The sequence below is a fragment of the Hymenobacter terrigena genome, from assembly GCF_054776515.1.
Map to the genome: position 1 here is coordinate 137,751 of NZ_BAAHBU010000001.1, position 25,608 is coordinate 163,358.

Genomic DNA, 25,608 nt, shown 5'->3' on the forward strand with positions numbered 1-25,608 from the left:
CTATTTGCCGCGCGTCCGGCCTATTTCATTCCCTCGCCCAGAAAGAAACCGGGGTGCGGGGGCTGGTTGTAGCCCACGTTTTCGCGGGCCACGCCGAGGCGGTAGGCGCGGTCCTGCATCAGCGTGACGAGGCGATGGGTGGTGGGAATGGGGGTGCTGAAAATGAGCAGGGCCGAGTTATCGGCGGTGCGCCACACTACTTCCTCGCGCCAGTCGCCCAGCAGGTCGGCGCTGAGGCAGGGAGTGGCTTTGGTGCCGTTGCAGGAAGCCGCGCCAAAATCCTTGCCTTCGAGCAGCTGGTTGAGCTGGCCGGCTTTGTAATCCCATTTCTCCACGCGGGTGTCGTTGAGCAACTCGCGCAGCAGGTCGCCGTCCCACCAGAGGCCGAAGTTGACGGAGCGCGGCGAAGGGCCGATTCGTTCGCCCTGGCAATTGAGCAGGCCCAGCTCGGGGTTGCTCACCCACAACTCGGTGCCGGGGTAGCGCGGGTCGATGTCGGCGGCCATGCCCCGGCCCACGTCCTCGCCGGGCAGCTTCGAGAAGAGAATCTTGCCGGTACCGGCGGCGTAGAGGGCCGCGCCGGGGCCGTTTTCGTGGCCCGCCACTTTCTCCTCGTTCTCGTGCACGCCCCAGGCTTCAAGGCCGGGCAGGCTGGGGTCGAAATCCGATACGTGGAGGGCATCGCCGTGGCGCAGGCCGGTGCTGAAGAGGCCCGTGCCGTTATCGTCGACCACCATCGAGCCGTATACGATTTCGTCGCGGCCGTCGCCGTCCACATCGTTCACGCTCAGGCCGTGGTTGCCCATGCCGGAGAAGGGGTTTTGGGCGTCTTTCGAGTCGAATACCCAGCGCGAGGTGAGCTTGCCGCCGCGCCAGTCCCAGGCCGCGAGCACGGTGCGGCCGTAGTAGCCGCGGCACATCACCACGCTGGGGTGCTGGCCGTCGAGGTAAGCCACGGCGGCCAGGAAACGGTCGACGCGGTTGCCGTACTGGTCGTTGCCGCCATTGCCCCCGATGCCACCCCAGCCGCCCAGCTCGCCCCGCGCCGGCAGGTAGGGCGTGGAGGCCAGCGCCGCGCCGGTTTGGCCATCGAACACCGTGAAATACTCCGGCCCGGCCAGGATGCGGCCGTACTTGCTGTCGCGGGCCGCGGGCACGCTGGTGCCGTCGGTGGGCACGGTAAGGGAGCGGTAGTCCTTGCTGGCCTCGCCGAGGGTTTTGCCCGCGCCGTCCACGGTGCCATCGGCGGTTTTGCAGGCCACTTCGGCCTTGCCGTCACCATCCAAATCATAGACCATGAACTGCGTGTAGTGCGCCCCGGCTCGGATGTTGCGGCCCAGATTGATGCGCCACAGACGGGTGCCATCCAGCTTATAGGCATCGAGGATGACCGGGCCAGTGATGCCGCTGGAGCCGTTGTCGCGGGCGTTGGTGGGCTCCCACTTCAGTACGATTTCGTACTGGCCGTCGCCGTCGAGGTCGGCCGCGCTGGCGTCGTTGGCGGTGTAGGTGTACGGGCTGGTTTCGGAGCCGCTGCTCACCGTGCCGCCGGGTGGCGGTTGCAGCGGCAGGCGCAGGTAGCCGTCGGCCCAGGTTTTGGCGGTGGCCGAGGCATCCGCTTTCGCAGCTCCGGCAACTCGCACGGAATAGGTGGTTGCCTGGCCCTTCTTAGCGGTTTCATCCAGCCAGTTGGTGCCGGCCGTGAGCGGCTGTTTGTTCAACTTGACCGCCGTTGCGCCGGTTTGCCGGAATACATCGAAGCCCACGCCGGACGCATCACTCACCAGCAGCCGCCAACTCACCAGCACCTTGCCATCGGGCTGCGCCACGGCCACCACGCCCCGTCCCAGTCGTTCGGGCTGCGCCTGCGGGCTTGTGGGCGGCGCAGCTGATGAACCAGCACCTAGCAATACGGTTGCGGGAATTAAAAACAGAATGCGTGTTTTCATTGCGAAAAAGGTGAGGGCTGCACTTTGTAAAAAAGCCCGTCATGCTGAACGTAGTCGAAGCATGACGGGCTTTAGGGGCTAATGCCAATCAAGGGCCTAGTTATAGCCGGGGTTCTGCTGCCAGAAGCCCGGGTTGATTTGCATTTCCTGCAAGGGCACCGGGAACAGCAGGTCGTGGTTGTCGAGCGGGGTGGGGTGCTTCACTTTGTTGTCGATGATGAACTGGTTCATCACGGCCAGAGCGCGGCCGGTGCGCACCAGGTCGTGCCAGCGCTGGCCTTCGGCGGCAAATTCCCAGCGGCGCTCCTGCTCCAGAGCCAGCGTGAAGGCCTCTTTAGTCATGGCGGGCCGCGCGGCTACCCCGGCGCGGGTGCGGATTTTGTTGAGGTACGTCAGGGCCAGCGTCGGCGCTTGGGCCCCGGCCGCCACTTCCTCGTTCAGCACTTCGGCCTGCATCAGTAGCACATCTTCGTAGCGGAGGACGGGGTAGTTGTTGGGGTAGTCGCGGTTGCCGGTGGGGGCAGTGGTGCCTTTCTCCAGGAACTTGGTGAACTGAATGCGGGGCGAGGCGAAGTTGGTTTTGGTGTCGACGTAGCCCGAGTCCAGGGTGGCGGCTTTGCGGGTATCTGCCTTGGGCCAGCCGGGGCCCAGCAGGTTGGGGTTCACGCTGGCATCGGGGCCGAAGGGCTGATACGTCACCCACTGCGAGGGGTACTGAAAGCCCATGTCCGACGGCGCGGTGCCGCCCAGGCCGCCCGTGCCCGAAATGTACTGCACCTCAAACAGCCAGTACTTGTTGTCGTTGATGGTCTGGAACTGGGCCTTGTAGGTGGGCGAAATGGCGGACACGCCGTTGGGCTGGCCTTCCTGGGCAATGAGGTCGGCGAACTGCTGCTTGGCCAGCGGCAGCTTGTCGGCCTGGCGCAGCGGGTAGCCGTACATCGTGAGGTACACCTTGCCGAGTAGGGCTTTGGCGGCCCACTTGGTGGCGCGGCCCTTGTCGGCGGCGGCGTAGGCGTTGGGCAGGTTGGCGGCGGCAAAGGTCAGGTCATCGATAATCTGCTTGTAGACTTCGGTGCTGGGCGAGCGGGGCAGGTTTTTGGCCTCCGAAATGGTGACTTCCTTGGTGATGAGAGGCACCGCGCCCCAGTAACGCACCAAGTCAAAATAGGCCATGGCGCGCAGGAACCGGGCCTCGGCCGTGAACTGCGGCACGCGGGCAAACGACATGGCCGGCAGGCGGCCAAGTATCACGTTGGCCCGGTAGATGGTCTGGTAATAGTCCGTCCACACGGTTTCGAGGATGCCGGTTTGCGAAGTAGCCGCGAAGCCGTTGATGTCGGCGTAGTCGCGCTGCACGTTCAGGCCCACGGTCACCACGATGTTGTCGCTGCGCATCTCGGCCATGTTCCAGTACGAGTCGCCGGGGATAACCAGCAGGCTGTTGTAGGCGCCCACCACGCCCTGGTTGAAGTCGGATTCCGTCTTATAAAAGTCGGTTACGCTGTTGTGGGCTTCGGGGGCAATGTTGAGCTGCTTGTCGCAGGCCGAGAGCAGCAGGGCCCCGCTCAGGCCCAGCAGGGCCAGGCAGCGGGAAGGGTTGAAGAAATTCATAAAAAAGCGGATTGACGGGTGGGAAGGCAATGACTTACAGCGTGATGTTGAAGCCGAACGTGTAGACGCGGGCGGGCGGGTATCCGCCGTAGTCGTAGCTGCCCAGGCCGGTACCGTTGGAGGCTTCCGGCGTGAAGCCGCCCTTGTAGTAGGTGAAGAGGTAGGCATTTTCGACGGCCAGGTACACGCGGGCGCGGCTGTAGAAGCGCACATTGGGCAGGTTGTAGCCCAGCGTGATGTTCTTGATGCGCAGGTAGTCCGACTTGTAGAGCCAGCGCGTGTCGTAGTAGGCGCCGGTGGTGGCGTTGATGCTCGGCGTCATGCCGTCGCCGGGGTTGGTTTCCGAGCGCCAGCGGTTGTTCCAGTTGTCGAGGTGGTTGTAGAGGTAGCCCATGCCGGGCCGGTCGATGGAGCGGCCCACCAGCGAGTAGATGTAGCCCCCGGTCTGCGCATTCAGCAGCAAGCTTAGGTCGAATTTCTTGAACGTGACCGTGTTGGTGATGCCGTACACGAAGCTGGGCTGCGGGCTGCCCATGATGGTGCGGTCGTTGTTGTCGATGACGCCGTCGCCGTTCACGTCGCGGTACTGCGAGTCGCCTGCCTGCGACTTGGCCATGTGCGGGCTGGCGGCCACAGCGTCGGCGGTTTTATACACGCCAATGGCGTCATACAGCAGAAACGAGTTGATGGGCTGCCCCACCTGGATGATGGACGTCAGGTTGGTGAAACCCGTCTGGATGGGGGTGTCGGCGTCGCCCAGCTTCAGCACCACGTTCTGGTTGTAGCTCACGTTGAAGGCCGTGCTCCAGGTAAGGTTTGGATGCACGATGTTGCGCGAGTTCAGGCCCAGCTCCACGCCGCGGTTGCGCACGCTGCCCACGTTCTGGTAGCTGTTGTTGAAGCCCGTTACGGCCGACTGCACGGCGTTCAGCAGCAGGTCGTTGGTGGTGCGGGTGTACACGTCGCCCGACACCAGCAGGCGGTTGCCGAACAGGCCAAAATCCAGGCCGGCGTCGTAGCTCACGGTTTGTTCCCAGCGCAGGTCTTACGTTGGCGAAGTTGGCGGGCGAGTAGCCGGTCACGGCCGCGCCGTTGAAGGAATAGTTCGAGGGATTGAGCAGGGCGTACTGCACGTTGTCGGGGATGCGGTTGTTGCCCGTCACGCCGAAGCTGGCGCGCAGCTTCAGGTCGCTGATGGCCGTCACGCCCTTCAAGAACGGCTCTTCCGACACGCGCCAGCCCACCGAAGCGGCCGGAAACAGGCCCCAGTGCGAGTTGGCCCCAAACTTCGAAGAGCCATCCTCGCGCAAGCTGCCCGACAGCAGGTACTTGTCTTTGTAGCTGTACTGCGCCCGGCCAAAAAACGACACCAGCGACGTTTTGTAGGGTACCGAGGTAAACGTGGTGGTCACCGAGTTGGCGCTGTTGAACAGGCCCGACCAGTCGTTGGGTAGTTTGCTGGCGGCCTGGGTGCTGTTGTCCAGGCGCGTGGTTTCTATCGAAGTGCCGCCGATGACGTTCAGCGAGTGGCTGCCAAACTGCCGGGTGTAATTCAGCAGGGCCTGGCCCAGGTAATGGGTGCTGTACTGCTGGTTGCGCGAGGCCGTGCTCAGGGCGCCGTCGTTGGCGGCCGTGGCCCAGTCGCGCGAGGCGTTGGTGGGCGTATAGGAATTGTTGAAGAGGTAGAGGTTGTCGACTCCGGCCAGGGTTTGCAGTTGCAAGCCCTTCACAATGTCCACGTTCAGACCCAGGTTGGTGTTCAGGCGGAAGCGGGTGGTATTGTTCTGGGTGCGCTGCATCACCGCCACCGGGCTGATGTAGCGGCCCGACCACGGGTAGGCCGCGTAGGGATTGGCGCCCACAAGGTCGCCGGCGGCCAGCGGCCCCACGGGCGGCATCTGAATGGCGTTGAGGGCCTGCTGGTCCTTGCCGTCCACGCGGCCCAGGTTCGAGTCTTCCAGCGACGGGGCCAGCGTGAGGCTCAGGCGGATGCCCTTGCGCACCTTGGCGTCGAAGTTGGCGCGCAGCGTGCCGCGCTGCAGGCCCGTGTTTATCACCAGGCCCTGCTGGTTGAGGTACGAGCCGTTGATGCTGTAGTTGAAATCCTCGCTGCCGCCCGACACGCCCAGCGTGTACTGCTGCATCAGGGCCTTGCGGAAAAACGCTTTCTGCCAGTCGGTGTAGGCCAGGCTATCGGTGCCGTACGCCCACTTGGGGTCGTAGAGGTAGCGGTAGTAGTTGGTGGAGCTGATGGCGCTGCCGCCCAGGCGGGCCTTACGCACACTCATGGGGTCGTCGGCGCGGTTGATGGCGTTTTGCTTCACCCAATCCTCGTCAATACCGTCTTTGCGCATCTGAATCCACTCCTCGGGGCTTTGCACGTTGATGCGGCGCTCCTGCTCCTGCAGGCCCGTATAGCCCGAAAACTGCAGTTGGGCCTTACCAATCTTGCCCCGCTTGGTGGTGATGAGCACCACCCCGTTGGAGCCGCGCGAGCCATAGATGGCGGCGGCTGAGGCATCTTTCAGCACGTCCAGGCTGGCCACATCGGCCGGGTTGAGGCCGCGCAGGTTGTCCACCGGCACGCCGTCTACTACATACAAGGGCTCGGTCGAGGCATTGATAGAGCCCGTGCCGCGCACCCGGATTTGTAGGTCCGCACCCGGCTCGCCCGATACGGTTTGTACCGAAACGCCCGGCATCTGGCCGGCCAGCGCGTTTTCGATGCGGTTGACGGGCCGCTCCTCAATCTCGCGGGCCGTGACGCCGGCAATGGCGCCGGTCACGTTGCTGGCCTTTTGGGTGCCGTAGCCCACTACCACTACCTCATCGAGGCCCTTGGTATCGGTGCCGAGGCCCACGTTGATGGTCGACTGGCTGCCAATGGCTACCTCCTTGGTGGCGTAGCCCACGAAGGAAAACACCAGGGTGCCGCCGCTGGCCGGCACCTGCAGCGAGTAGCTGCCATCGGCGCCGGTGCCGGTGCCCACGGTGGTGCCTTTCAGGAGCACCGTCACGCCGGGCAGGGTTTCCTTGCTGTCGGCCGTGGATACCTTGCCGCTCACGGTGCGGGTCTGAGCCCAGGCACTCTGTGCATACAGGCCCGCCACCAGTAGGAGCAGCAGGCGAGCCAAGTGGTACAATTTATTCATAGCGAAGCTGGTTGGTGGGTTAGAAAGGTTTGGAAAGCTGGTCGTGAGTAAGTGCTTACCTTGCAAGGGTTGAAATTAGAATTATCGATTGCGCAGACTCACCTGTGGTCTCCTGAATTTTCATAAATCGATGCTATTTTTTAGCTAACCTCCACCATAGCGTAAGCACGAGGGCGGCAAAAAGCCCGGCCCCGTCAGTTGACGAAGCCGGGCTTTGCAGTCCGGTACAGAGTTGCTTGCCAGCTATTCGGTAGCGCTGACGGCGGCCGTATCCTGCGCCGCTTGAGCGTGTTCCGGCGAACCCAGATAATTGCCGTAGCCCACCACCACCGTGGACAGCACCACGGCAATAATGCCCAGCGTCACCGTCCGCATGGTGTTGCGGTTGGCCCCGCGCCACTCGTGCAGCACGAGGCCCCACATGCTGCTGAAGGCAATGATGAAGGCCATGTGCAGCGTCCAGCCCGAGAAGCGGTAGGCGCCCATCTGGCTGTCGCCCATGCCATAAAAGAAGAACTGAAAGTACCAGGTGGTGCCGGCCAGCGCGCAGAAAATGATGTTGCGCAGGGCCGGGTAGGAGGGGTTCAGGTAGTCGGTGTAGGTCTTGTTTTTAACGTTGAGGTAGAGGCACCAGATGGCGTTGGTGGTGAGGCCGCCCAGCAGGATGATGACCAGAATGGCGTTGTTGACGAACAGGGGATTGGTGCCGTTGGCCTCGGCCAGCTTGGCAATGGGCTGTCCGGCCGTGAGGCCAAAGGAGAAGCAGGCGCTCATGATGCCCGAGAATACGGCTACCATCAGCCCTTTTTTCAGGTCGAATTCGGCGATGGATTCCTGTTTTTGCTCTTGAGTCAGGGTTTTCTCCTTCAGCAAGCCCGCCCGGCCGCAAATCAAGATGCCCAGCACACATACGCCCAGCCCCAGGATGATGTAACGGCCCGAGGAAGTAGCCAGCAGCGCGCCCATCTTGCCTTCGTAAATGGGAGGAACCAGCGTGCCGAACACCGCGCACAGGCCCAGCGTGACGGCCATGCCCAGGCTCAGGCCCAGGTACCGCATGGCCAGCCCGAACGTGAGTCCGCCCGTGCCCCACAAAATGCCCCAGAAATACGCCCACGCAATGGTCGAATTATCGGCCTGATGCAGCACGTCGAACAAATGCGGCACCGTGAGGTAGCCCAGCACCCACGGTGCCACCAGCCACGAAACAATGCCGCCCACCAGCCAGTAGCTTTCCCAGGCCCAGCCGTTCACCTTCTTATAAGGCAGGTAAAAACTGCCGGAGGCAAAGCCGCCCAGCGCGTGAAGGATAACTCCCCAGATTACAGCCATTGCTACGTACGGTATGGTAAGGTTTCCGGCAAAGCTGCCGGGTAAGTGAGGACAAACCCTCCTGTGCTCTCCTGAACGCGAAATAACGGCCTCGCTCGCGCCTTTCGGGGCGTGGCCGGGCGGGTAATAATTTTTTTACCCATAAGCAGGAGAGTGCAGGATGTTGGCCCTAAGCCCTTCCGGCACCTTTGTTCCATCGCAAACCTATTTCGAATTCTGGTTAACGCATCTGCAACCTATCTCATGGAAAAAACCCTCACTTTCCAGCACGTCAGCTACCTCTGGGACGAAGCCAAAGCCGCAGAACTGGCCGGCGACGAAGTAGCCCTTTTCCTCTACCGCTCCAACCTGCTCGGGGCCGACCTGCGCCTGACCAACTACGCCGGCGGCAACACCAGCTGCAAAATCCAGGAAACCAACCCCGTGACCGGCGAAGCCGCCGAAGTAATGTGGGTGAAAGGCTCGGGCGGCGACATCGGCACCCTGACCCGCACGGGCTGCGCCAACCTCTACGTGGAGAAGCTGCACCAGTTGAAAAACCGCTACCGTGGCCTCGAATTTGAAGATGAGATGGTGGGTTTGTTCGAGTACTGCCTCTTCGACCCCAAGTGCGCCACGCCTTCGATTGATACTCCGCTGCACGGCCTGCTGCCCTTCAAGCACATTGACCACCTGCACCCCGACGCCCTGATTGCCATCGCCGCCAGCAAGGACGGCGAGCAAATCATGCACGACATCTGGGGCGACACCATGGGCTGGCTGCCCTGGCAGAAACCGGGCTTCGACCTGGGCTTGCAGCTCGAAAAAATTGTGGCCGATAACCCCGGCCTGCGCGGCGTCATCCTCGGCGGCCACGGCCTGTTCACCTGGGGCGACACGAGCTACGAGTCGTATCTCAATACGCTCGAAGTCATTGAGCAAGCTGCCACTTACCTCGAAGCCAACTACGGCAAGAAAGCCCCGGTTTTCGGCGGGGTGAAACGCGAGCAAACCTTGGATGCCGCCGGCCGCCGCAACGCCGCTGCCGCCGTGATGCCCGTGCTGCGCGGCCTGGCCAGCAGCCAGCGCCGCATGCTGGGCCACTACACCGACGACGCCCGCGTGCTCGAATTCGTGAACTCGCACGACCTGGCCCGCCTCGCCGCCAAAGGCACCAGCTGCCCCGACCACTTCCTGCGCACCAAAATCCGCCCGCTCGTGCTCGACGCCGACGTGATGCAGGGCGACGCGGCCAGCGTAAAAACCTACCTGGAAAGCCAGTTTGAGGCCTACCGCGCCGACTATGCCGCTTACTACGAGCGCAGCAAGCACCCGAACTCGCCCGCCATGCGCGACGCGAACCCGGTCATCATCCTATGGCCCGGCGTGGGCTTATTCTCCTTCTCGAAAGACAAGCAGACGGCCCGCGTGGCCGCCGAGTTCTACACCAACGCCATCAACGTGATGCGCGGCGCCGAGGCCGTGAGCACCTACCAGGGCCTGCCCGAGCAGGAAGCCTTCAACATCGAGTACTGGCTGCTGGAAGAAGCCAAGCTGCAGCGCATGGCCCCGCCCAAAGCCCTCTCGGGCAAAGTGGCCTACGTGACGGGCGGCACCGGCGGCATCGGCAAAGCCATCTGCGAGGAACTGCTGAAATTCGGTGCCTGCGTGGTGGCCGTCGACCGTGACCGCCTCGAAGAAACCCAGGCCGACCTGCGCAAGCAATTCGGCAAGGACAGCACCATCACCGCACCTATTGAAGTGACCAATGCGGACAGCATTGCCGAGTCGCTGAAAGCCGGCGTGCTGCAATTCGGCGGCGTGGACATCATCGTGAACTGCGCGGGCCTGTCGATTTCCAAGCCGCTGGCCGACACTACCCAGGCCGACTGGGACATTCTGAACGACGTGCTCGTGAAAGGCCAGTTCCTGGTGAGCCAGGCCGCGGTCACCATCCTGCGCCAGCAGGCGCTGGGCGGTGATATCGTGAACATCGCCAGCAAAAACGGCCTCGTGGCCGGCCCCAACAACGTGGCCTACGGCACCGCCAAAGCGGCCCAGCTGCACATGAGCCGCCTACTGGCCGCCGAGCTCGGGGCCGACAAAATCCGCGTCAACACCGTGAACCCCGACGCCGTGCTGCGCGGCTCTAAAATCTGGGAAGGCGACTGGGCCGCCGGCCGGGCCAAGGCCTACGGCATCACGGTCGAGGAGCTGCCCCAGCACTACGCCAAGCGCACCCTGCTGGGCGAGGAGCTGCTGTCGGAAGACATTGCCAAAGCAGTCCGCGTGTTCGTGGATGGCTCGCTAAGCAAATCGACCGGCAACGTGCTCAACGTGGACGGTGGCGTAGCCATGGCCTTTGTGCGTTAGCCAAACCGCATGACGCGTGAGTAGAACGTCATGCAGAGCGGAGCGAAGCATCTTTACCTCGGAAGTAAATCTGATTACTATCGAGGTAAAGATGCTTCGCTCCGCTCTGCATGACGTTCTTTTTTATTGCCAGCCCGGTTGTCACTGGCATTGCCGAAAAGGCTACATTTGGGGCACGACCCCTGAATAACGCCTTTTTTCTCCCTTATTCCACCTTGCTGAATTCTGCCGCCGCCAACGGGGTTTACCTGGAGTAGCGCGGCCGGAATCGCCTGATTTGCCCACCATCCGGGATGTACCAACTCCAACTAAAGCCCCTCGATAAAACGCCGAAGTACAAGCAGATTGTGCAGTCGGTTATCATGGATATTGAGCGCGGCGTGCTGAAAAATGGTGACCACCTGCCCAGCATCAGCGAGCTGAGCGTGGAGCACTACCTGGCCCGCGACACGGTGGAAAAAGCCTACCGCGAGCTGCGCGAGCGCGGCTTCATCACGTCGGTGCAGGGCAAGGGCTATTACGTGGAAACCAGCGACAACTCAAAGCTGAAAATCCTGCTGGTGTTCAACAAGCTGAGCTCCTACAAGAAAATCATCTACTACGCCTTCCTCGAAACCCTCGGCGACCGCGCCACCGTCGACCTGCAGATTCACCACTACAACGTGAACCTGTTTCAGGAAATCATCGAGAAGAATCTCGGCAAATACAACTACTACGTGGTGATGCCGCACTTCACGCTGGACACCGACAAGGCCATTTCGCGGGCCATTCTCAACACCATTCCCAGCCAGGAACTGGTGCTGCTCGACAAGGACATTCCCGAGCTTACCCACGACTGCCTGCGCGTATTCCAAGACTTTGATAAGGACATTTTCAACGCCCTGGAAAACGCTGAGGACCTGCTGGAAAAATACTCCCGCCTCGTGCTGGTGTTGCCCTCCGACGCCAACCATCCCGAAGAGTTGCCCTGGGGCTTCCGGTCCTTCTGCCTGATGCGCAACAAGGAATTTTCGGTGGTCGAAAACGCCATGAACGAAGTAGTGCAGGCCGGCACCGCCTACGTGGTAATCCGCGAAACCGACCTGGTGGAGCTGGTGAAGAAAATCCGCCAGACCAGCTACCTGCTGGGCCGCGAAGTGGGCATCATTTCCTTCAACGAAACGCCCCTGAAGGAGCTACTGAACATGACGGTGATTACCACCGACTTCGAGGCGATGGGCCGGACGGCCGCCACCCTGCTGCTGGAAAAGCAGCGCGTGAAGGTGAAAAATCCGTTCTATACGATTCGTAGAGGGTCGTTGTAACTGTAGCGTGGACGCTGCGAGTCCGCGCCGGAGCAGGACGATGGCAGGAATGGAAGGGTAGGGGCGCGAGCAGATGTATCGAGCATACGCGGACTCGTAGCGTCCACGCTACATCCCGCCTCAGGTTTTCCCACGCAAAACAGGAGAGCCCAGAACAGTTCCGGCCGAGGGAAACGGGTAATTTGTTCTACCCAACCAATACCGGACATTATTCTCTCGCCAACTATGTTCTCCGACCAACGCCTCGCCGAACTCAACCAGCCGCTGCTGGCCGAGCACCAAACCCAGTTTCAGTACACGGCCGAGTCGCCGCGCTTGCGCCACGCCGATGTGGCCGCCGTGGTGCAAAAGCTGATTGACTTTCAGGTTGCCATTCCGAGCTGGGCGCTGGGCACGGGCGGCACGCGTTTCGGCCGCTTTGCGGCCGGCGGCGAGCCCGCGACGCTGGAAGACAAAATCGGCGACGTAGGCATTCTGCAAGCCCTCAACCGCTCGTCGAACTCCATCTCGCTGCACATTCCGTGGGATATTCCGCAGGACATTCCCGGCCTGCAGCAACTGCTGAAGGAAAAAGGTCTGGTGATTGATTCGGTAAACTCCAACACCTTTCAGGACCAGAAAGACCAGCCGCAATCCTACAAGTTCGGCTCGCTCAGCCACACCGATAAAGCGGTGCGCGAGCAGGCCATCCAGCACAACATCGACTGCGTGCGCTACGGCCGGCAGCTCGACGCCAAAACGCTGACCGTGTGGCTGGCCGACGGCTCCAACTTCCCCGGGCAGTCGCACCTGCGCCGCGCGTTTCTGCGCACGCAGGAGTCGCTGGCTTCCATCTACGAGGCCATGCCGAGCGACTGGACCATGCTGGTGGAGTACAAGCCTTACGAGCCCAACTTCTACTCGATGGTGATTCCGGACTGGGGCACTTCGCTGGCGCTGTGCCAGGCGCTGGGCCAGCAGGCGCAGGTGTTGGTTGACCTCGGCCACCACTTGCCCAACACCAACATCGAGCAGATTGTGGGCCGTTTGCGGCAGTTTGGCCGCCTCGGGGGCTTCCACTTCAACGGCTCGATGTACGGCGACGACGACCTGACCACCGGCAGCATCAAGCCCTTCCAGCTGTTCCTGATTTTCAACGAGCTGGTGGATGCCGCCCTCGACAAATCGGTACCCGCTGAAGCCGTGGCTTACATGATTGACGCCAGCCACAACGTGAAAGACCCGCTGGAAGACCTCCTGCAATCGGTCGAAAATATTCTTTCGGCCTACGCCAAGGCCCTGCTGGTGGACCGCGACGCCCTCGCCGAAGCCCAGGACGCCAACGACGTGGTGCGCGCCGAGGAAATCCTGCGCGACGCCTTCCTCACCGACGTACGCCCGCTGGTGTCGGAAGCCTACCTGCGCAGTGGCGGCGCTATCCGGCCCCTTGCCGCCTTCCGCGCCGAAGGTGTGCGCGAGAAACTCATTCAGCAGCGCGGCAAGCACAGCGTATCCACCGGGCTATGAGCACGACGATGAAAAAGTCAGTCTACGCCGTTTTTGACATTGGCAAAACCAATAAAAAGCTGATTCTCTTTGATGAGAACCAGCAGATTATTGATGAGGAGCTGCACATCTGCACCGACGTGCTGGACGACGACGGCTTCCCCTGCGACCACCTGCCGCGCCTCACCGAGTGGGTGCAGGCGCACTGGAGCCAGCTCCGCAACCACCCGCACTATACCGTGAAGGGCGTGAATTTCACGGCCTACGGCGCCAGCTGGGTGCATCTCGGGGCCGATGGTCAGCCCATGCTGCCGCTCTACAACTATCTCAAGCCGATGCCGGCTGACATTGAGGCGAAGTTCTACGCCGATTTGGGCCAGTCGCCGGAGGAATTTGCGGCCGATACCTGCTCCCCGCGTCTGGGCCTGCTCAATTCCGGCTTGCAGCTGTATTGGCTGAAATACGCCAAGCCCGAGCAGTACGCCCGGATTCACACCTCGTTGCACCTGCCGAATTATCTCTCCTATTTGATTTCGGGGGAGAAGTTCAGCGATTTCACGTCCATCGGCTGCCACACGGCCCTTTGGGATTATAAGCGCAACGACTACCACGAATGGGTGCGCCGCGAGGGCATTGATGAGAAACTCGCGCCCCTCACCCGCGACTCCATCGCCTCCGTGGTCGATGGCATCCTTGTAGGCGTGGGTTTGCACGACAGCACGTCGGCCGTAATGCCTTACCTGGCCGAGCACGAGGAGCCATTCGTGCTCGTATCTACGGGCACCTGGTCGGTCACCATCAACCCGTTCAACAGCCAGCCGCTCACGCCGGAACTGCTGCGCCGCGACTGCCTCAGCTTCATGACGCCCCGGGGCGAGGCCACCCGCGCCGCCCGTGTTTTCCTGGGCCGCGAGCACGATTTTCAGGTTGAGCGCATTGCCGCGCACTTCCACGTCAAGCCCGACTTTTACCGCTCCATCGTGCTGGCCCGGCCGTATGATGAGGCATCAGCCGGCTTCCGCCCCGCCTGCATGGCTGGCACCGGCCCCTTTCCCGACCAGCCGGCCGAGGAGTGGGACCTGAGCGGCTTCCGCACTGCTTCGGATGCCTACCAGCACCTCATGCACGGGCTGATTAACATTCTTCTGGAGTCGATTCACCTCGTGTGGCAGGGCGAAAAAACCATCTTCGTCGACGGTGGCTTTGCCCGCAATCCGCTCTTCATGCAAACGCTGAGCTGGAACTTCCCGAAGGCGGAAATCCGCACGCTGGAAGTGCCGCAGGCCACGGCGCTGGGTGCCTTGGTGCACTTGGAGCAGGGTGAAGCACTGAAGAAAACCCAGCCACTATTTACCGATGAGGATGATATGCCGCTGGCGGCGGTGCCGAGCCGGGCGAGCTAACGGAAGCCGGGCAATTGTAGCGTGGACTCTGCGAGTCCGCGCCTGCATGAACGAAACAGAATTCGCTCAAGAAATTCGGATATGCGCGGACTCGCAGAGTCCACGCTACACACGCTAGAAAATAAGAATGAAAGTTGCGCTATTTGTCCCGTGCTACATTGACCAGTTCTACCCGCAGGTGGGCATTGCCGCGCTCCAGCTGCTGGAAAAGCTGGGGGTGCGGGCGCACTTCCCGGCCCGGCAAACCTGCTGCGGCCAGCCGCTGGCCAACAGCGGCTGCGAGCGCGAGGCCCTGCCCATCTACCGGCACTTCGTCGACACCTTCCGCGACTACGACTACGTGGTGGCCCCCTCGGGCAGCTGCGTCTACCACGTGCGCAAGCACTTCGATAAGCTCGAGCAGACCGCCGACGTGCAGCACGTGCGCGGCGCGGCCTACGACCTGATTGACTTCATCAGTACCGTGCTGAAGGTGACCGAACTACCGGGCGCCTTCCCGCACAAAGTGGGCCTGCACCTGAGCTGCCACGGCCAGCGCGGCTTGCACCAAGCTAATGAATCGGAAATGACCCCGGTGCGCGACGGCCAACTGCGCCGCCTGCTGGCTTCGCTCGATGGCATTGAATTGACCCAGCTGACCCGCAACGACGAGTGCTGCGGCTTCGGCGGCACGTTCTGCGTGAGCGAGGCCGGCATTTCGGCCCGCATGGGCCAGGACCGCGTGGCCGACCACGTGCGCAACGGCACGCAGGTGCTCACCGGCAGCGACATGTCGTGCCTGATGCACCTGGAAGGCATCGTGCGCCGCGCCCAGCTGCCCATCAAAGTGATGCACGCCGCCGAAATTCTTAACGGACTAACCGCATGAACCACGCCACCCGCGCCGATAAATTCCTGCTGGATGCCGACCGCACCAGCTGGCACGACGAAACCCTGTGGTTCGTGCGCGAGAAGCGCGACCGCGCCGCGTACGCCGTGCCCGAGTTTCAAGAGTTGCGCGCGCTGGCATCTGATATCAAGGACCACACGCTGAGCCGGCTCGACCGGTATTTGCAGGCGTTTGAAGCGGCCGCTAAGGCCAATGGCGTGCACGTGCACTGGGCCGCCGACGCGGCCGAGCACAACGCCATTATTCTGGATATTATCCGGCAGCAGGGCGCTACGCGCATCGTCAAGAGCAAGTCGATGCTCACCGAGGAATGTCACCTGAATCCTTACCTGATACAGCACGGCATTGAGGTGGTGGACACGGATTTGGGCGAGCGCATCATTCAGTTCCGGGACGAGCCGCCGAGCCACATCGTGCTGCCGGCCATCCACCTGAAAAAGGAGGACGTGGGCGCTACCTTTCATACGCACCTGGGCACGGAGAAGGGCGAAAGCGACCCGCAGCGCCTCACCGAAGCCGCCCGCCAGCACCTGCGCGGCAAGTTCCTGGCCGGGCAGGTGGCCATCACGGGCGTCAACTTCGCCGTGGCCGAAACCGGCGCGGTGGTGGTGTGCACCAACGAGGGCAACGCCGATTTGGGCGTGAGCCTGGCCCGGGTGCACATCGCCTGCATGGGCATCGAGAAGATTATTCCGCGGCTGAGCGACCTGGGCGTGTTCACGCGGCTGCTGGCCCGGAGCGCCACCGGCCAGCCGATTACGACCTACACCTCGCACTTCGCCCAGCCGGCGGCGGGCAAGGAGCTGCACGTTGTCATCGTCGACAACGGCCGCACCCAGCAACTGGGCCGGCCCGATTTCCGCGCGTCGCTCAAGTGCATCCGCTGCGGGGCCTGCATGAACACCTGCCCCGTGTACCGGCGCAGCGGCGGCCACAGCTACGACTTCACCGTGCCCGGGCCGATTGGGGCCATCCTCTCGCCCAACATCGACCTGAAAAAGCACGCCTCGCTGCCGTTTGCCAGCACGCTCTGCGGCTCGTGCACCGACGTGTGCCCGGTGAAAATCGACATTCATACCCAGCTCTACAAGTGGCGCCAGGTGCTGGGCGAGGCCAACGAAATTCCAGCCGCCAAGAAGTGGGGCCTGAAGTTTATGGGCCGCGTGCTGGCCAGCACCCGCGTGTACGGCCTGGGCGGGCAGTTTGCCCGCCGGGCCCTGCGCCTGCTGCCCCACGGCCTGACCCACGCCAAAGGCTTCAACGCCTGGGCCGTGGCCCGCGAGCTGCCCGAGCCGCCGAAGCACAGCTTCCGCGAGTGGTACGCCCAGCAGCCCACCCCCGCCGCCCAGCCCCCGCAACCCAAACCGTCCGCATGAGCACCGCATCCCGCGACCGAATTTTAGCCGCCGTCAGGGCCAACAAACCCGCCGAGTTGCCCCTGCCCACCGTGCCCGACTTCGGCGGCGAGGCCACCGTTGAACGGTTCACCACGGTGCTGGCCGGCATCGGCGGCACGGTCGTGCGCCTGAATGGGCTGGCTGAGTTGGTGCCCACGCTCCGGCAGCTGTTTCCCGACGCCCAAGCCACGGCCTCGCCCTTGTTCGCCGCCTCCGTGGCGGTGGATGCGCAGACGCCCACGGCGGTATTGGCCGCCATCGACCTGGCGGTGCTGCCGGGTGAAATCGGCGTGGCCGAGAACGGGGCCGTGTGGCTGCCCGAGGCCAACATGCTGCACCGGGCGCTGCCCACCGTCACCCAGCACCTGGCCCTGGTGCTCGACCAGCGGCGCCTGGTGGCCACCATGCACCAGGCCTACGCCCAGCTGCCCACCACCGGCGGCTACGGCAAGTTCGTGGCCGGCCCCTCCAAAACGGCCGACATCGAGCAGTCGCTGGTGATTGGCGCCCACGGCGCCCGCAGCCTCGTCGTGCTGCTGTATTAGCAGGATGCAACTGCGCCTGCCTGCGTTTGGGCTTCGCGGCTATTTTGTTAATTCGATTATCGATAAAAAAATGCTGTTGGCGGAAGTTTATGCTTGTACAGCTACTTTATTTTCTGGAGATTACCGCCGCGTAAGTAGTTGAGCGGTGGAAGGAGGAGTGCGCGTTTCTTTGCTAGTCGAGATTCTAATAAGTCACCTCTATTTCCAAATCCCACCTTGAAGAAAATTCTGTCGATAGCGGCTGGTGCCGCAGTTACAATAGGGGCGCTGATGCAGCCCCATCCGGCTTCAGCGCAAGCCCCCAACGCGTGGCAAAACCTGTTCGATGGCAAGACGCTGGCGGGCTGGAAGCGCCTGGCCGGCACAGCCGATTACAAGGTGGAAAACGGCGCGATTGTGGGCACTACGGTGCTGAATTCGGGCAATACGTTTCTAGTCACGGAGAAGGAATACGGCGACTTCGTGCTGGAACTGGACGTGATGATTGACAGCCCGACGAGCAATTCGGGCATTCAGACGCGCAGCCATTTTGATACCGAAGGCCATGCCGGTAAAGTGTACGGCCGGCAGGTCGAGATTGACCCCTCGGAGCGGAGTTGGTCGGGCGGGATTTACGACGAAGCGCGGCGGCAGTGGCTGTATCCGCTCGACCTGCACCCGCAGGCCAAATCAGCGTTTAAAATTGGCCAGTACAACCACATCAAAGTGGAGTGCATCGGCAACGAGATGAAGACCTGGGTGAACAACCTACCCGTGGCCTACGTGGTGGACCCCGTAGACCCGCGCGGTTTCATCGGCCTGCAGGTGCACGGCATTACCAAGCCGGATGACGCGGGCAAAAAGGTCTACTTCAAAAACATCCGCATCAACACCACCAGTCTGAAGCCCAGCGCTTTTCCGGCCGATATCTACGTGGTGAATTTCGTGCCTAACTACCTTAATGCCTATGAGAAGGCGCACGGCTGGCGGCTGCTGTTCGATGGCAAAACCTCGGCCGGCTGGCGTAGCGCCAAGGGCCCGGCCTTTCCGGCCAAGGGCTGGGAGGTGGGCGATGGCACCATGACTGTGCAGCCCTCCGAAGGCAAGGAGGCGGCCAACGGCGGCGACATCGTGACCAACGAGGAGTTCAAAGCCTTCGACCTGTCGTTTGAGTTCAAGCTGACGCCGGGGGCCAACAGCGGCGTGAAATACTTCGTGACGCTGGACGAGAAAACGGAGGGCTCGGCCATCGGCCTGGAGTACCAGGTGCTCGACGATGCCCTGCACCCGGACGCCAAGCTGGGCCGCGACGGTGACCGCACCCTTGCCTCGCTCTACGACCTGATTCGGGCCGATAAAAACCCGCGCTTCGTGCATCCCATCGGCGAGTGGAACGTGGGCCGTGTGGTGGCGCACCCCGACAACCGCGTGGAGCACTTCCTCAACGGCAGCAAAGTGCTGGAATACACGCGCGGCTCGAAGGAGTTCGAAGCGCTGGTGGGCCTCAGCAAGTACAAGGTGTGGCCGAATTTCGGGATGGCACCGCAGGGCCACATTCTCTTGCAGGACCACGGCAATCAGGTGTCGTTTCGCAGCATCAAAATCAAGACACTCAAGTAAATTCTTTCCATTCCAATCAGAATTCCCATGTCGCACGAAGAATCCAATGCCCGCCGCCTGTTTCTCAAGCAAACGGCACTAGCCAGCGCCGGGGTGCTGCTGTCGCCGGTGGTGGGCTGGTCGGCCAGCAGCTACAAGCGCATCATCGGGGCCAACGACCGGGTGCGCGTGGGCGTGGTCGGCTTCTCGGACCGGCACCGCAGCTCGCACCTGCCCAGCTTCCTGAACCACTACAAGGAGCTGAATTTCGACGTGGTGGGCGTGTCGGATATCTGGAAAAAGCGGCGGGAGGAAGGCGCGGCCATCTGGAAAGAAAAGCTGGGGCACGACGTGGCCGCCTACCGCAACAACGAGGAGATGTACGACAAGAAGGCCGTGGACGCCGTTTTTGTGAGCACCGCCGACTTCCAGCACGCGCTGCACGCCATCGAGGCCGTGCGGGCCGGCTGCGACGTGTATTGCGAAAAGCCCTTCGCTGAGACGATGGAGGACAACCGGGCGGCGCTGAAGGCCATCAAGGCTTCGAAGCAGATTGTGCAGATTGGCTCGCAGCGGCGCAGCGGGGCCAACTACCATGCCGCCGATGCCTACATCAAATCGGGCAAGTTTGGCGACATCAAAATGGTGGAGTTGACCTGGAACGTGAACCAGCCCGGCCGCTGGCGCCGCCCGGATTTGGTGCCGCAATTGAAAGAAGCCGATACGGACTGGAAACGCTTCATCATGAACCGGCCCTTCGAGGCTTTTGATGCCCGCAAATACCTGGAATACCGCTTGTTCTGGCCGTATTCTTCGGGCCTGCCGGGCCAGTGGATGAGCCACCAGATTGACACCGTGCACTGGTTTACGGGCCTGCAGCACCCGCGCAGCGTGGTGGCCAACGGCGGCATTTACATGTGGAAAGACGGCCGCAAAAACTGGGATACGCTCACGGCCGTGTTCGACTACGGCCCTCAGAACGACCCGACCAACGGCTTCCAGGTCACCTTCGGCTCGCGGATGGACAACGGCGACGAGCACCCGTCCGAAATCTATTACTCCAACGGGGGTGAGCTGAACCTGAACACCAACATGGTGTCGCCGCGCGGCGGCCTCACCCAGAAGTTCGCGGCCGACATGCACATGCAGCCGTTTTTGCTGCCCGAGTCGAGCCTGTCGGCCGTCGAGCCGGTCATCGCCTCGGCCAATACCGGCGGCGACAAGCTGACCTCGAACCACGTGCGCAACTGGATGGAGTGCGTGCGCAGCCGCCAGCAGCCCCACGCCCCCGTAGAGGCCGGCTACAGCCATTCCATCGCCACCATCATGACCAACGCCGCCGTGCATTCGGGCATGAAAGCCACCTTCGACGAGAAAACGCAGGAGGTGATGGTGGGCGGCAAAGTATTCAAATACTAACCTGATTTTCCGTTTAGTCTGATGAATAAATCTGCCCTTTCCGGTGGCGGTGCGCTGCTGCTCGCGCTGGCCTGCTGCGCCTCCGACGCCACGGCTCAAAAGGCCGAGCCGGTGCGCGTGACCAAAGACGCCACAGCCCGGAAGATTGACGTGTTTGTGGGTTCGCAGCTGTTTACGAGTTTTCTGTACCCCGATTCGCTGGAAAAGCCGGTGCTGTACCCGTTGCGCGCCGCCAACGGCACCGTGGTCACGCGCGGCTTTCCGCTGAACCCGCAGCCCGGCGACCCCACCGACCACCCGCACCACATCGGGCTGTGGTTCAACTTCGAGAACGTGAACGGGCTGGATTTTTGGAACAACTCCTACGCCATTGCTAAGGAGAAAAAGTCCTCCTACGGCTGGATAAAAACCGATAAGATTCTCGCCACCACCAGCGGCCCCACCGGCGTGCTGGCCTACCACGCCAACTGGACCAACCAGCAAAATGAGGTGCTGCTGGAAGAAACCACGCGCTTCGAGTTCAGCGGTACCGCCCGGGCGCGGACCATTGACCGCGTCACCACGCTCACGGCGGCCCGCGAAGTCACCTTCACCGATGCCAAAGACGGCCTGCTGGGCCTGCGCCTGGCCCACGAGCTGCAAATCCCCGCCGACCAGGACCAGAAATTCACCGACAGCAAGGGCATCGTGACGGTGGTGAAAGCCGGCACCGACCACGTCGCCAACGGCACCTACCTCACCAGCGCCGGCAAGCGCGGCAACGACGCCTGGAGCACCCGCGGCGTGTGGTGCAAGGCCTACGGCAAAATGGGGGCAGACTCTGTCAGCATCGCCATCATCGACCACCCGAAAAACCCCAATTACCCCACCTTCTGGCACGCCCGCGGCTACGGCCTGTTTGCGGCCAACCCGCTGGGTGAAAAGATTTTCACCAACGGAAAATCGGCCAAAAACTTACAGCTGAAAAAAGGTGAATCTGTCACCTTCCGCTACCGCGTGCTGATTGACGAAGGCAGCCATACCCCGACCCCAAAGCAGCTCAATGACGCGGCGGCTGATTTTGCGAAGAAGAGTGCGAGCCTGAACAAGTAGCCTGCCTGTTCTGTTTATGGGCGTTCTGATTACGGCTTGCTGACCACGGCCGGGCCGGTTTTGGCCGTGCGCCAGCGCAGGACGTGGTAGGTGGCGCGGGAGATGCCCACGTTTTTGATGCTGTGCATCTTGTTGGGAGCCTGAAAGATGAGGGAGCCGGGGCCGACGCGTTTCAGTTCGCCGTTCACCAGGGCTTCTACGGTGCCTTCGCGCACTATCATCAGCTCCTCGTCGGGGTGTTGGTGGGCGGGGTGGGCGTATTCGCCGGGGTTGAGGGTGGTGGCGTGCACTTCCAGGTTGTCGAGCGTTTCGGTAGGGGAGTCGAAAAACTGCCGCCGCTCGCCCACTTTGGTCGGCACCGCCTTATAGTCGTTCCACTCAAATACCGACGATGGCAACGGGCCAGGCAGCTGGTTCTGACTGGCCACAATGGCCAGCGGAATGCACATGAGCAGGGCCGTGAGGCCAACCAAGTTTAGTTCTCTTTTCGTCAGCATTGGATTGGGAATAAGCGTTTGAAGTAACGAATTAGTTGGTGCCCATTCAATAAGCTACAAAAAAGAAGCGGCCCCCACAGGAAGCCGCCTCTTCAACGTTGGGGTCCATTGTAAATCTAAAACTCGATATTCTGGCTGTTTTGTACGGCCGCGGGGGCATCGTCAGCGGCCGTTATGGTGGTGATTAAACCGAACCGTTGAAACACGCAAAGTAGCGCCACAACTCTGACGTGACCCGTAGCGGCGTATGGAGGAAAGAGGACTCCCACCCATCGTTTCTCCGGCAGGCTACGGGCCCGTCAGGTTGTTTGCACTCACGCCACAAAGCTGGGAACTGAGTCAGCAGTAACCTTCCCGCACCCTCCTGTAGTGGCGTGAAAAAAAGCGCGTTAGTCCAGATGGAAGACCCGGGTTAGCGGCTGCACCACGGGCGAGTTGTCCGGGTTGGTTTCCATCAAATCGCCCATGTAGGCCCACCAGCGCTGCATGATTTCGGTGGTCGGTAAAGCAGCCGTGGTGTGGCCGGGCAGGCGCTTTTGCACCGCAAACAGCCGGCCGCTGGCGGCATCGAGGTAAATGGAATAATCCCGGATGCCGGCCTCGTGCAGCAGAGCCGACAGTTCGGGCCAGATTTCGTCGTGGCGGCGCTGGTATTCGGCGGCCACGCCGGGCCGCAGCTGCATTGTGAAAGCTACTTCTTCCATGGTTGCAATTAATTATTGAGCGGGCGCGCCCGTGGTGGCCGGCGTGAGGGTGACCGGACCGAGCAAGCCGGATTCCAGCGGCGACCAATTTTCGGTGGTGAACAGGCCGTCGGCGCCCCGGTTTTCCTTGAGCTTGGCGGGCATGTTGGTGTTGTAGAAAATCTTCCAGTCGACGTGGTTGCGGTCCATGTCGATGATGCGGTTGGCCATCAGGTTGCTCACGGTCACGGTGAGGGTGTTGGTGGCTTTGAGCTGGTATTTAGGTACATACACCTGGTACACCGGGCCGAGAAGCGTGGTGGCGGGCTGGCCGTTCACCTGCACGCGGGCGCTCTGGGCCACCCGGCCGAGGTCGAGCAGGAAACCGTCGGCGGAACCTTGCGGCAGCGGGAACGTGGTGCTGTAGGTGGCCGTGCCCGAAAACTTTCGGCCCGCGTCGCCGGCCAGCGTGGTCCAGGAGGTCAGCTCTTTGGTTTGGAGCTTGGCGGGCAGTTCGGGGCCACCCGAGATGAAATTCAGGTCCCAGGGGCCGGTGAGGGGCTGGGGCGCGGCGGCCACGGTGAGGTAGGGGTAGGCAGGACCGGTGCGCTCGCCTTCGTTGGTGTCGAGAATGCAGGTTTCGCCAGGATTGAGCTGCACGTAGATTTCGGGCATCCCGTTGGCCGTGGCGCGAATACGGGCCATGCCCGTTTGCTCGGTCATGGGGTTGTAGAAGGCAGCGGATTTGGCGGGCGTTTGCAGGGTTATCCAGCCGGCGAAGGGCTTTTCGGCCCAGTTGGCCAGGAAGTAGTAATGCCCCTGGGTGTGGCGGCGGCGCGTGAACTGCAGGCCCTGGTCGGCCAGGGTTTCGCGGCGCACGCCGGCCTGCGCCAGCAGCTGCGGCACGTCATTACCCAGCAGCACGCGGCCCTTGCCGAGGCTGGCCTGTTGCACGCCGGCCTGGCTAGTGGCCTTGAATTTCAGCTGGGCCAGCAGCTTCCGGAAGTTGCTGCGGCGGTTTTCGAGGTTGCCCAGGCCGGGCACATCGGCGGGCAATTGGTTTTGCAGCACGATGGTGGCGCCGTTCTGGGCTAGCTTCAGCAGACTTTCCAGCGTGGGCAGGGGCATGAGGTGGGCATCGGGCACGAGCAGGGTTTGGTAGACCGCGCCGCCGCTGGTGGTGAGGGCGTTGCCGGTATTTTTTATGGCCTGCACCTGCTTGTCGGAGATGAAATCGTAGCCGTAGCCTTTGCTCAGCAGCAGCTCGCTGGTAGCCTCGATGGGCAGGCCTTTGAAGCCGTGCTCGATGCCATCAAAGTGCTGGAGCAGCACCTTGCCGGGGCGGGTGTAGGCATCCGAAATGGGCAGGTACAGCAGCACGTCGTTGCTGGGCTGGCCAGCCTGCAGGAACGACTGCGCGCGGGCCGTGTACAGGTTCAGCTTGCCGAAATCCGTCCAGAACGGGTTCTGTGGGTTAAACTCTACCGCCGCGTAGAACAGCCAGCCGGGCCACTTGGCCGAAGGCGGCGAATAGGCTGTGCCGTGGTAGAAAACGTGGTTTACCCCGCCCAGCAGCATCCGGTCGATGGCCTTCTTAACGTCGCTGAGCTTGCTCAGGAAATGGTCATTCTCCCAGGTCGCCGTCTCGGCCGAGGTCAGCGGCTTGCCCGTGACGTGCGCGGCCGACGATGCGAATTTGATGCGCGTCAAATCCTCGCCTTCCGTCTCGGGAATGTCGGTGGCGGCGTACAAATCCAGGATATTGGCCGGCGAGCCGTGGGCCTGGTTCCGAATCAGTGCATCGTGGGTTTTGGCCCAGGCGCCCCAGGTTTGGGTGTAATTCTCGAGCAGCAGCTCCGAAATCGTCTGCCGGTAATCGGTGAGGACGCGCTGATTTTCGTCCTCGCTGGCCTTGTTGAATAGCGCGGGCAGGTGCTGGCGCAGGTCGTAGCCGCGCCGCTTCTGGAACTCGGCAAACATCTGGGGCGTCCAGTTGGCCTCGCCCTGGGCATCATCCACCTCGTAAGAATCGTTAAAAAACGCCCGGATGGGCTTCACGTCGTGCCCCGCAAAAGCCTTGTCGAAATAGGCCAGGTAATGGTCGGTGGCCGTTTTGGAGAAGTGGTCGATAACGTCGCCCTCGCCGCCGGGGCCGGCGCGCTCCACCTGCTTGCCGTGCCCGCCCTGAAACAGCGCATAAAGCGTCCACGTGGAGCCGGCAGGGGCCGTCCAGCTCAGCTTGCCATCAGTCCCCACTTTGCTGGTCAAATCCAACGTTTCGCCCTTGTCCGAATACGCCATCAGGGCCTGCAGCGGCAGCGGCTTCTCGAAGCGCACCTGTTCCAGGGCCAGGGTTTGCATGTTTTTGTTTTTGGCCACCGGGTCAGCCAATTGCTTGATGTCGACCTTGTGGCCAATGGCCGTGGCAATGGGCTTCTGCATGAAGCTGACCGGCTCACTCAGGCCCGCGCCGCCTTTTACCTCGTAGGTTTTGTAGGTCACGTACTTCGAGGCATCCACCGGGGCCACCCATGGCCCGCCGAAGGGCCAGCCCGACGCCTGCGCCATGTCAATGCCCAGGCCCAGCCGCCCGGCCTCGGTGAGCGTGTGCGAGAGCATGTCCATCCACTTCGGCGAGAGAAAGTCGATGAACTGGCTTTCCGCACCCTTCACGCCGTAAATCGTGGTGATTTCCAGCCCGCCGAGGTTGGCTTTCTGGTACTCGGTGAGCACGGTGGTGAGGTCGGCTTTGTTCACGGCGCTGCCTTCCCACCACCAGCGCGTCCAGGGCTTGGTTTGCTGGGTGATGGCCGGCCATTTGGGGGCTTGGGCCTGGGCGGTGAGGCCCAGCGTGGCTAGAAATAGAGGGGCGAGAAGTCGTTTCATATGGGGCGTTCTGGCGGGGAGGGGAGACGGC

The 25,608-nt window shown here is 62.1% G+C and carries 17 protein-coding genes and 1 pseudogene; 10 read left to right on the top strand and 8 right to left on the bottom strand.

Annotation, left to right across the window (positions count from 1 at the left end):
* Nucleotides 1-20 precede the first annotated feature (20 nt).
* The 5 genes and pseudogenes from ACYU7Q_RS00495 to rhaT form a co-directional block, all read right to left on the bottom strand.
* On the bottom strand, nt 21-1,949 hold the full coding sequence (locus ACYU7Q_RS00495) for a rhamnogalacturonan lyase (protein WP_460607470.1): 1,929 nt from the start codon (nt 1,947-1,949) through the stop codon (nt 21-23).
* A gap of 96 nt (nt 1,950-2,045) precedes the next feature.
* Nucleotides 2,046-3,563, bottom strand: coding sequence for a RagB/SusD family nutrient uptake outer membrane protein (locus ACYU7Q_RS00500; protein WP_460607471.1), 1,518 nt, complete (start codon nt 3,561-3,563; stop codon nt 2,046-2,048).
* A gap of 34 nt (nt 3,564-3,597) precedes the next feature.
* Complete coding sequence (locus tag ACYU7Q_RS00505; RefSeq protein ID WP_460607472.1) at nt 3,598-4,587, bottom strand: hypothetical protein; 990 nt, start codon at nt 4,585-4,587, stop codon at nt 3,598-3,600.
* Between the two features lie 37 nt (nt 4,588-4,624).
* Nucleotides 4,625-6,715: pseudogene (locus ACYU7Q_RS00510) on the bottom strand (SusC/RagA family TonB-linked outer membrane protein); the annotation flags it as partial.
* Between the two features lie 243 nt (nt 6,716-6,958).
* Nucleotides 6,959-8,047, bottom strand: coding sequence for an L-rhamnose/proton symporter RhaT (rhaT, locus tag ACYU7Q_RS00515; protein ID WP_460607473.1), 1,089 nt, complete (start codon nt 8,045-8,047; stop codon nt 6,959-6,961).
* A 243-nt stretch (nt 8,048-8,290) separates the two neighbouring features.
* Between rhaT and ACYU7Q_RS00520 the strand changes: the two genes are divergently transcribed.
* From ACYU7Q_RS00520 to ACYU7Q_RS00565, 10 genes are all read left to right on the top strand, one after another.
* Entirely contained in the window at nt 8,291-10,399 is a 2,109-nt protein-coding gene (locus ACYU7Q_RS00520) for a bifunctional aldolase/short-chain dehydrogenase (RefSeq protein ID WP_460607474.1), read from the top strand.
* Between the two features lie 293 nt (nt 10,400-10,692).
* On the top strand, nt 10,693-11,703 hold the full coding sequence (locus ACYU7Q_RS00525) for a GntR family transcriptional regulator (RefSeq protein WP_460607475.1): 1,011 nt from the start codon (nt 10,693-10,695) through the stop codon (nt 11,701-11,703).
* Nucleotides 11,704-11,928: 225 nt separating this feature from the next.
* Complete coding sequence (locus ACYU7Q_RS00530; protein WP_460607476.1) at nt 11,929-13,209, top strand: TIM barrel protein; 1,281 nt, start codon at nt 11,929-11,931, stop codon at nt 13,207-13,209.
* Nucleotides 13,210-13,217: 8 nt separating this feature from the next.
* Complete coding sequence (locus tag ACYU7Q_RS00535) at nt 13,218-14,591, top strand: FGGY-family carbohydrate kinase (RefSeq protein ID WP_460607477.1); 1,374 nt, start codon at nt 13,218-13,220, stop codon at nt 14,589-14,591.
* A 127-nt stretch (nt 14,592-14,718) separates the two neighbouring features.
* Nucleotides 14,719-15,459, top strand: a complete 741-nt coding sequence (locus ACYU7Q_RS00540) for a (Fe-S)-binding protein (protein ID WP_460607478.1) — start codon at nt 14,719-14,721, stop codon at nt 15,457-15,459.
* Nucleotides 15,456-16,856: a lactate utilization protein B gene (locus tag ACYU7Q_RS00545; RefSeq protein ID WP_460607479.1), complete on the top strand. Its 1,401-nt coding sequence runs from the start codon at nt 15,456-15,458 to the stop codon at nt 16,854-16,856. The genes ACYU7Q_RS00540 and ACYU7Q_RS00545 overlap by 4 nt, the downstream gene beginning before the upstream one ends.
* The gene (locus ACYU7Q_RS00550) at nt 16,853-17,422 is read left to right on the top strand and encodes a LutC/YkgG family protein (RefSeq protein WP_460607480.1); all 570 of its coding nucleotides are present in this window, start codon (nt 16,853-16,855) and stop codon (nt 17,420-17,422) included. The genes ACYU7Q_RS00545 and ACYU7Q_RS00550 overlap by 4 nt, the downstream gene beginning before the upstream one ends.
* A gap of 216 nt (nt 17,423-17,638) precedes the next feature.
* The gene (locus ACYU7Q_RS00555; protein ID WP_460607481.1) at nt 17,639-19,021 is read left to right on the top strand and encodes a 3-keto-disaccharide hydrolase; all 1,383 of its coding nucleotides are present in this window, start codon (nt 17,639-17,641) and stop codon (nt 19,019-19,021) included.
* Between the two features lie 27 nt (nt 19,022-19,048).
* Nucleotides 19,049-20,419 (top strand): Gfo/Idh/MocA family protein, encoded by a 1,371-nt coding sequence (locus ACYU7Q_RS00560; RefSeq protein ID WP_460607482.1) that lies wholly within the window; start codon nt 19,049-19,051, stop codon nt 20,417-20,419.
* A 21-nt stretch (nt 20,420-20,440) separates the two neighbouring features.
* A complete protein-coding gene (locus ACYU7Q_RS00565; RefSeq protein WP_460607483.1) occupies nt 20,441-21,511 on the top strand; it encodes a DUF6807 domain-containing protein in 1,071 nt (356 codons plus the stop codon).
* 29 nt (nt 21,512-21,540) lie between these two features.
* Here ACYU7Q_RS00565 and ACYU7Q_RS00570 read toward each other — a convergent pair whose 3' ends face one another.
* The 3 genes from ACYU7Q_RS00570 to ACYU7Q_RS00580 form a co-directional block, all read right to left on the bottom strand.
* Nucleotides 21,541-22,008: a cupin domain-containing protein gene (locus tag ACYU7Q_RS00570; RefSeq protein ID WP_460607484.1), complete on the bottom strand. Its 468-nt coding sequence runs from the start codon at nt 22,006-22,008 to the stop codon at nt 21,541-21,543.
* Nucleotides 22,009-22,397: 389 nt separating this feature from the next.
* Nucleotides 22,398-22,712 (bottom strand): L-rhamnose mutarotase, encoded by a 315-nt coding sequence (gene rhaM / locus ACYU7Q_RS00575; RefSeq protein WP_460607485.1) that lies wholly within the window; start codon nt 22,710-22,712, stop codon nt 22,398-22,400.
* 12 nt (nt 22,713-22,724) lie between these two features.
* The gene (locus ACYU7Q_RS00580; RefSeq protein ID WP_460607486.1) at nt 22,725-25,577 is read right to left on the bottom strand and encodes a glycosyl hydrolase family 2 protein; all 2,853 of its coding nucleotides are present in this window, start codon (nt 25,575-25,577) and stop codon (nt 22,725-22,727) included.
* Nucleotides 25,578-25,608: the final 31 nt, after the last annotated feature.

Coding starts and splice junctions, on each gene's coding strand:
- ACYU7Q_RS00495 (WP_460607470.1), bottom strand. CDS start 1,949: ATGAAAACACGCATTCTGTTTTTAATTCCCGCAACCGTATTGCTAGGT.
- ACYU7Q_RS00500 (WP_460607471.1), bottom strand. CDS start 3,563: ATGAATTTCTTCAACCCTTCCCGCTGCCTGGCCCTGCTGGGCCTGAGC.
- rhaT (WP_460607473.1), bottom strand. CDS start 8,047: ATGGCTGTAATCTGGGGAGTTATCCTTCACGCGCTGGGCGGCTTTGCC.
- ACYU7Q_RS00520 (WP_460607474.1), top strand. CDS start 8,291: ATGGAAAAAACCCTCACTTTCCAGCACGTCAGCTACCTCTGGGACGAA.
- ACYU7Q_RS00525 (WP_460607475.1), top strand. CDS start 10,693: ATGTACCAACTCCAACTAAAGCCCCTCGATAAAACGCCGAAGTACAAG.
- ACYU7Q_RS00530 (WP_460607476.1), top strand. CDS start 11,929: ATGTTCTCCGACCAACGCCTCGCCGAACTCAACCAGCCGCTGCTGGCC.
- ACYU7Q_RS00535 (WP_460607477.1), top strand. CDS start 13,218: ATGAAAAAGTCAGTCTACGCCGTTTTTGACATTGGCAAAACCAATAAA.
- ACYU7Q_RS00540 (WP_460607478.1), top strand. CDS start 14,719: ATGAAAGTTGCGCTATTTGTCCCGTGCTACATTGACCAGTTCTACCCG.
- ACYU7Q_RS00545 (WP_460607479.1), top strand. CDS start 15,456: ATGAACCACGCCACCCGCGCCGATAAATTCCTGCTGGATGCCGACCGC.
- ACYU7Q_RS00550 (WP_460607480.1), top strand. CDS start 16,853: ATGAGCACCGCATCCCGCGACCGAATTTTAGCCGCCGTCAGGGCCAAC.
- ACYU7Q_RS00560 (WP_460607482.1), top strand. CDS start 19,049: ATGTCGCACGAAGAATCCAATGCCCGCCGCCTGTTTCTCAAGCAAACG.
- ACYU7Q_RS00565 (WP_460607483.1), top strand. CDS start 20,441: ATGAATAAATCTGCCCTTTCCGGTGGCGGTGCGCTGCTGCTCGCGCTG.
- ACYU7Q_RS00570 (WP_460607484.1), bottom strand. CDS start 22,008: ATGCTGACGAAAAGAGAACTAAACTTGGTTGGCCTCACGGCCCTGCTC.
- rhaM (WP_460607485.1), bottom strand. CDS start 22,712: ATGGAAGAAGTAGCTTTCACAATGCAGCTGCGGCCCGGCGTGGCCGCC.
- ACYU7Q_RS00580 (WP_460607486.1), bottom strand. CDS start 25,577: ATGAAACGACTTCTCGCCCCTCTATTTCTAGCCACGCTGGGCCTCACC.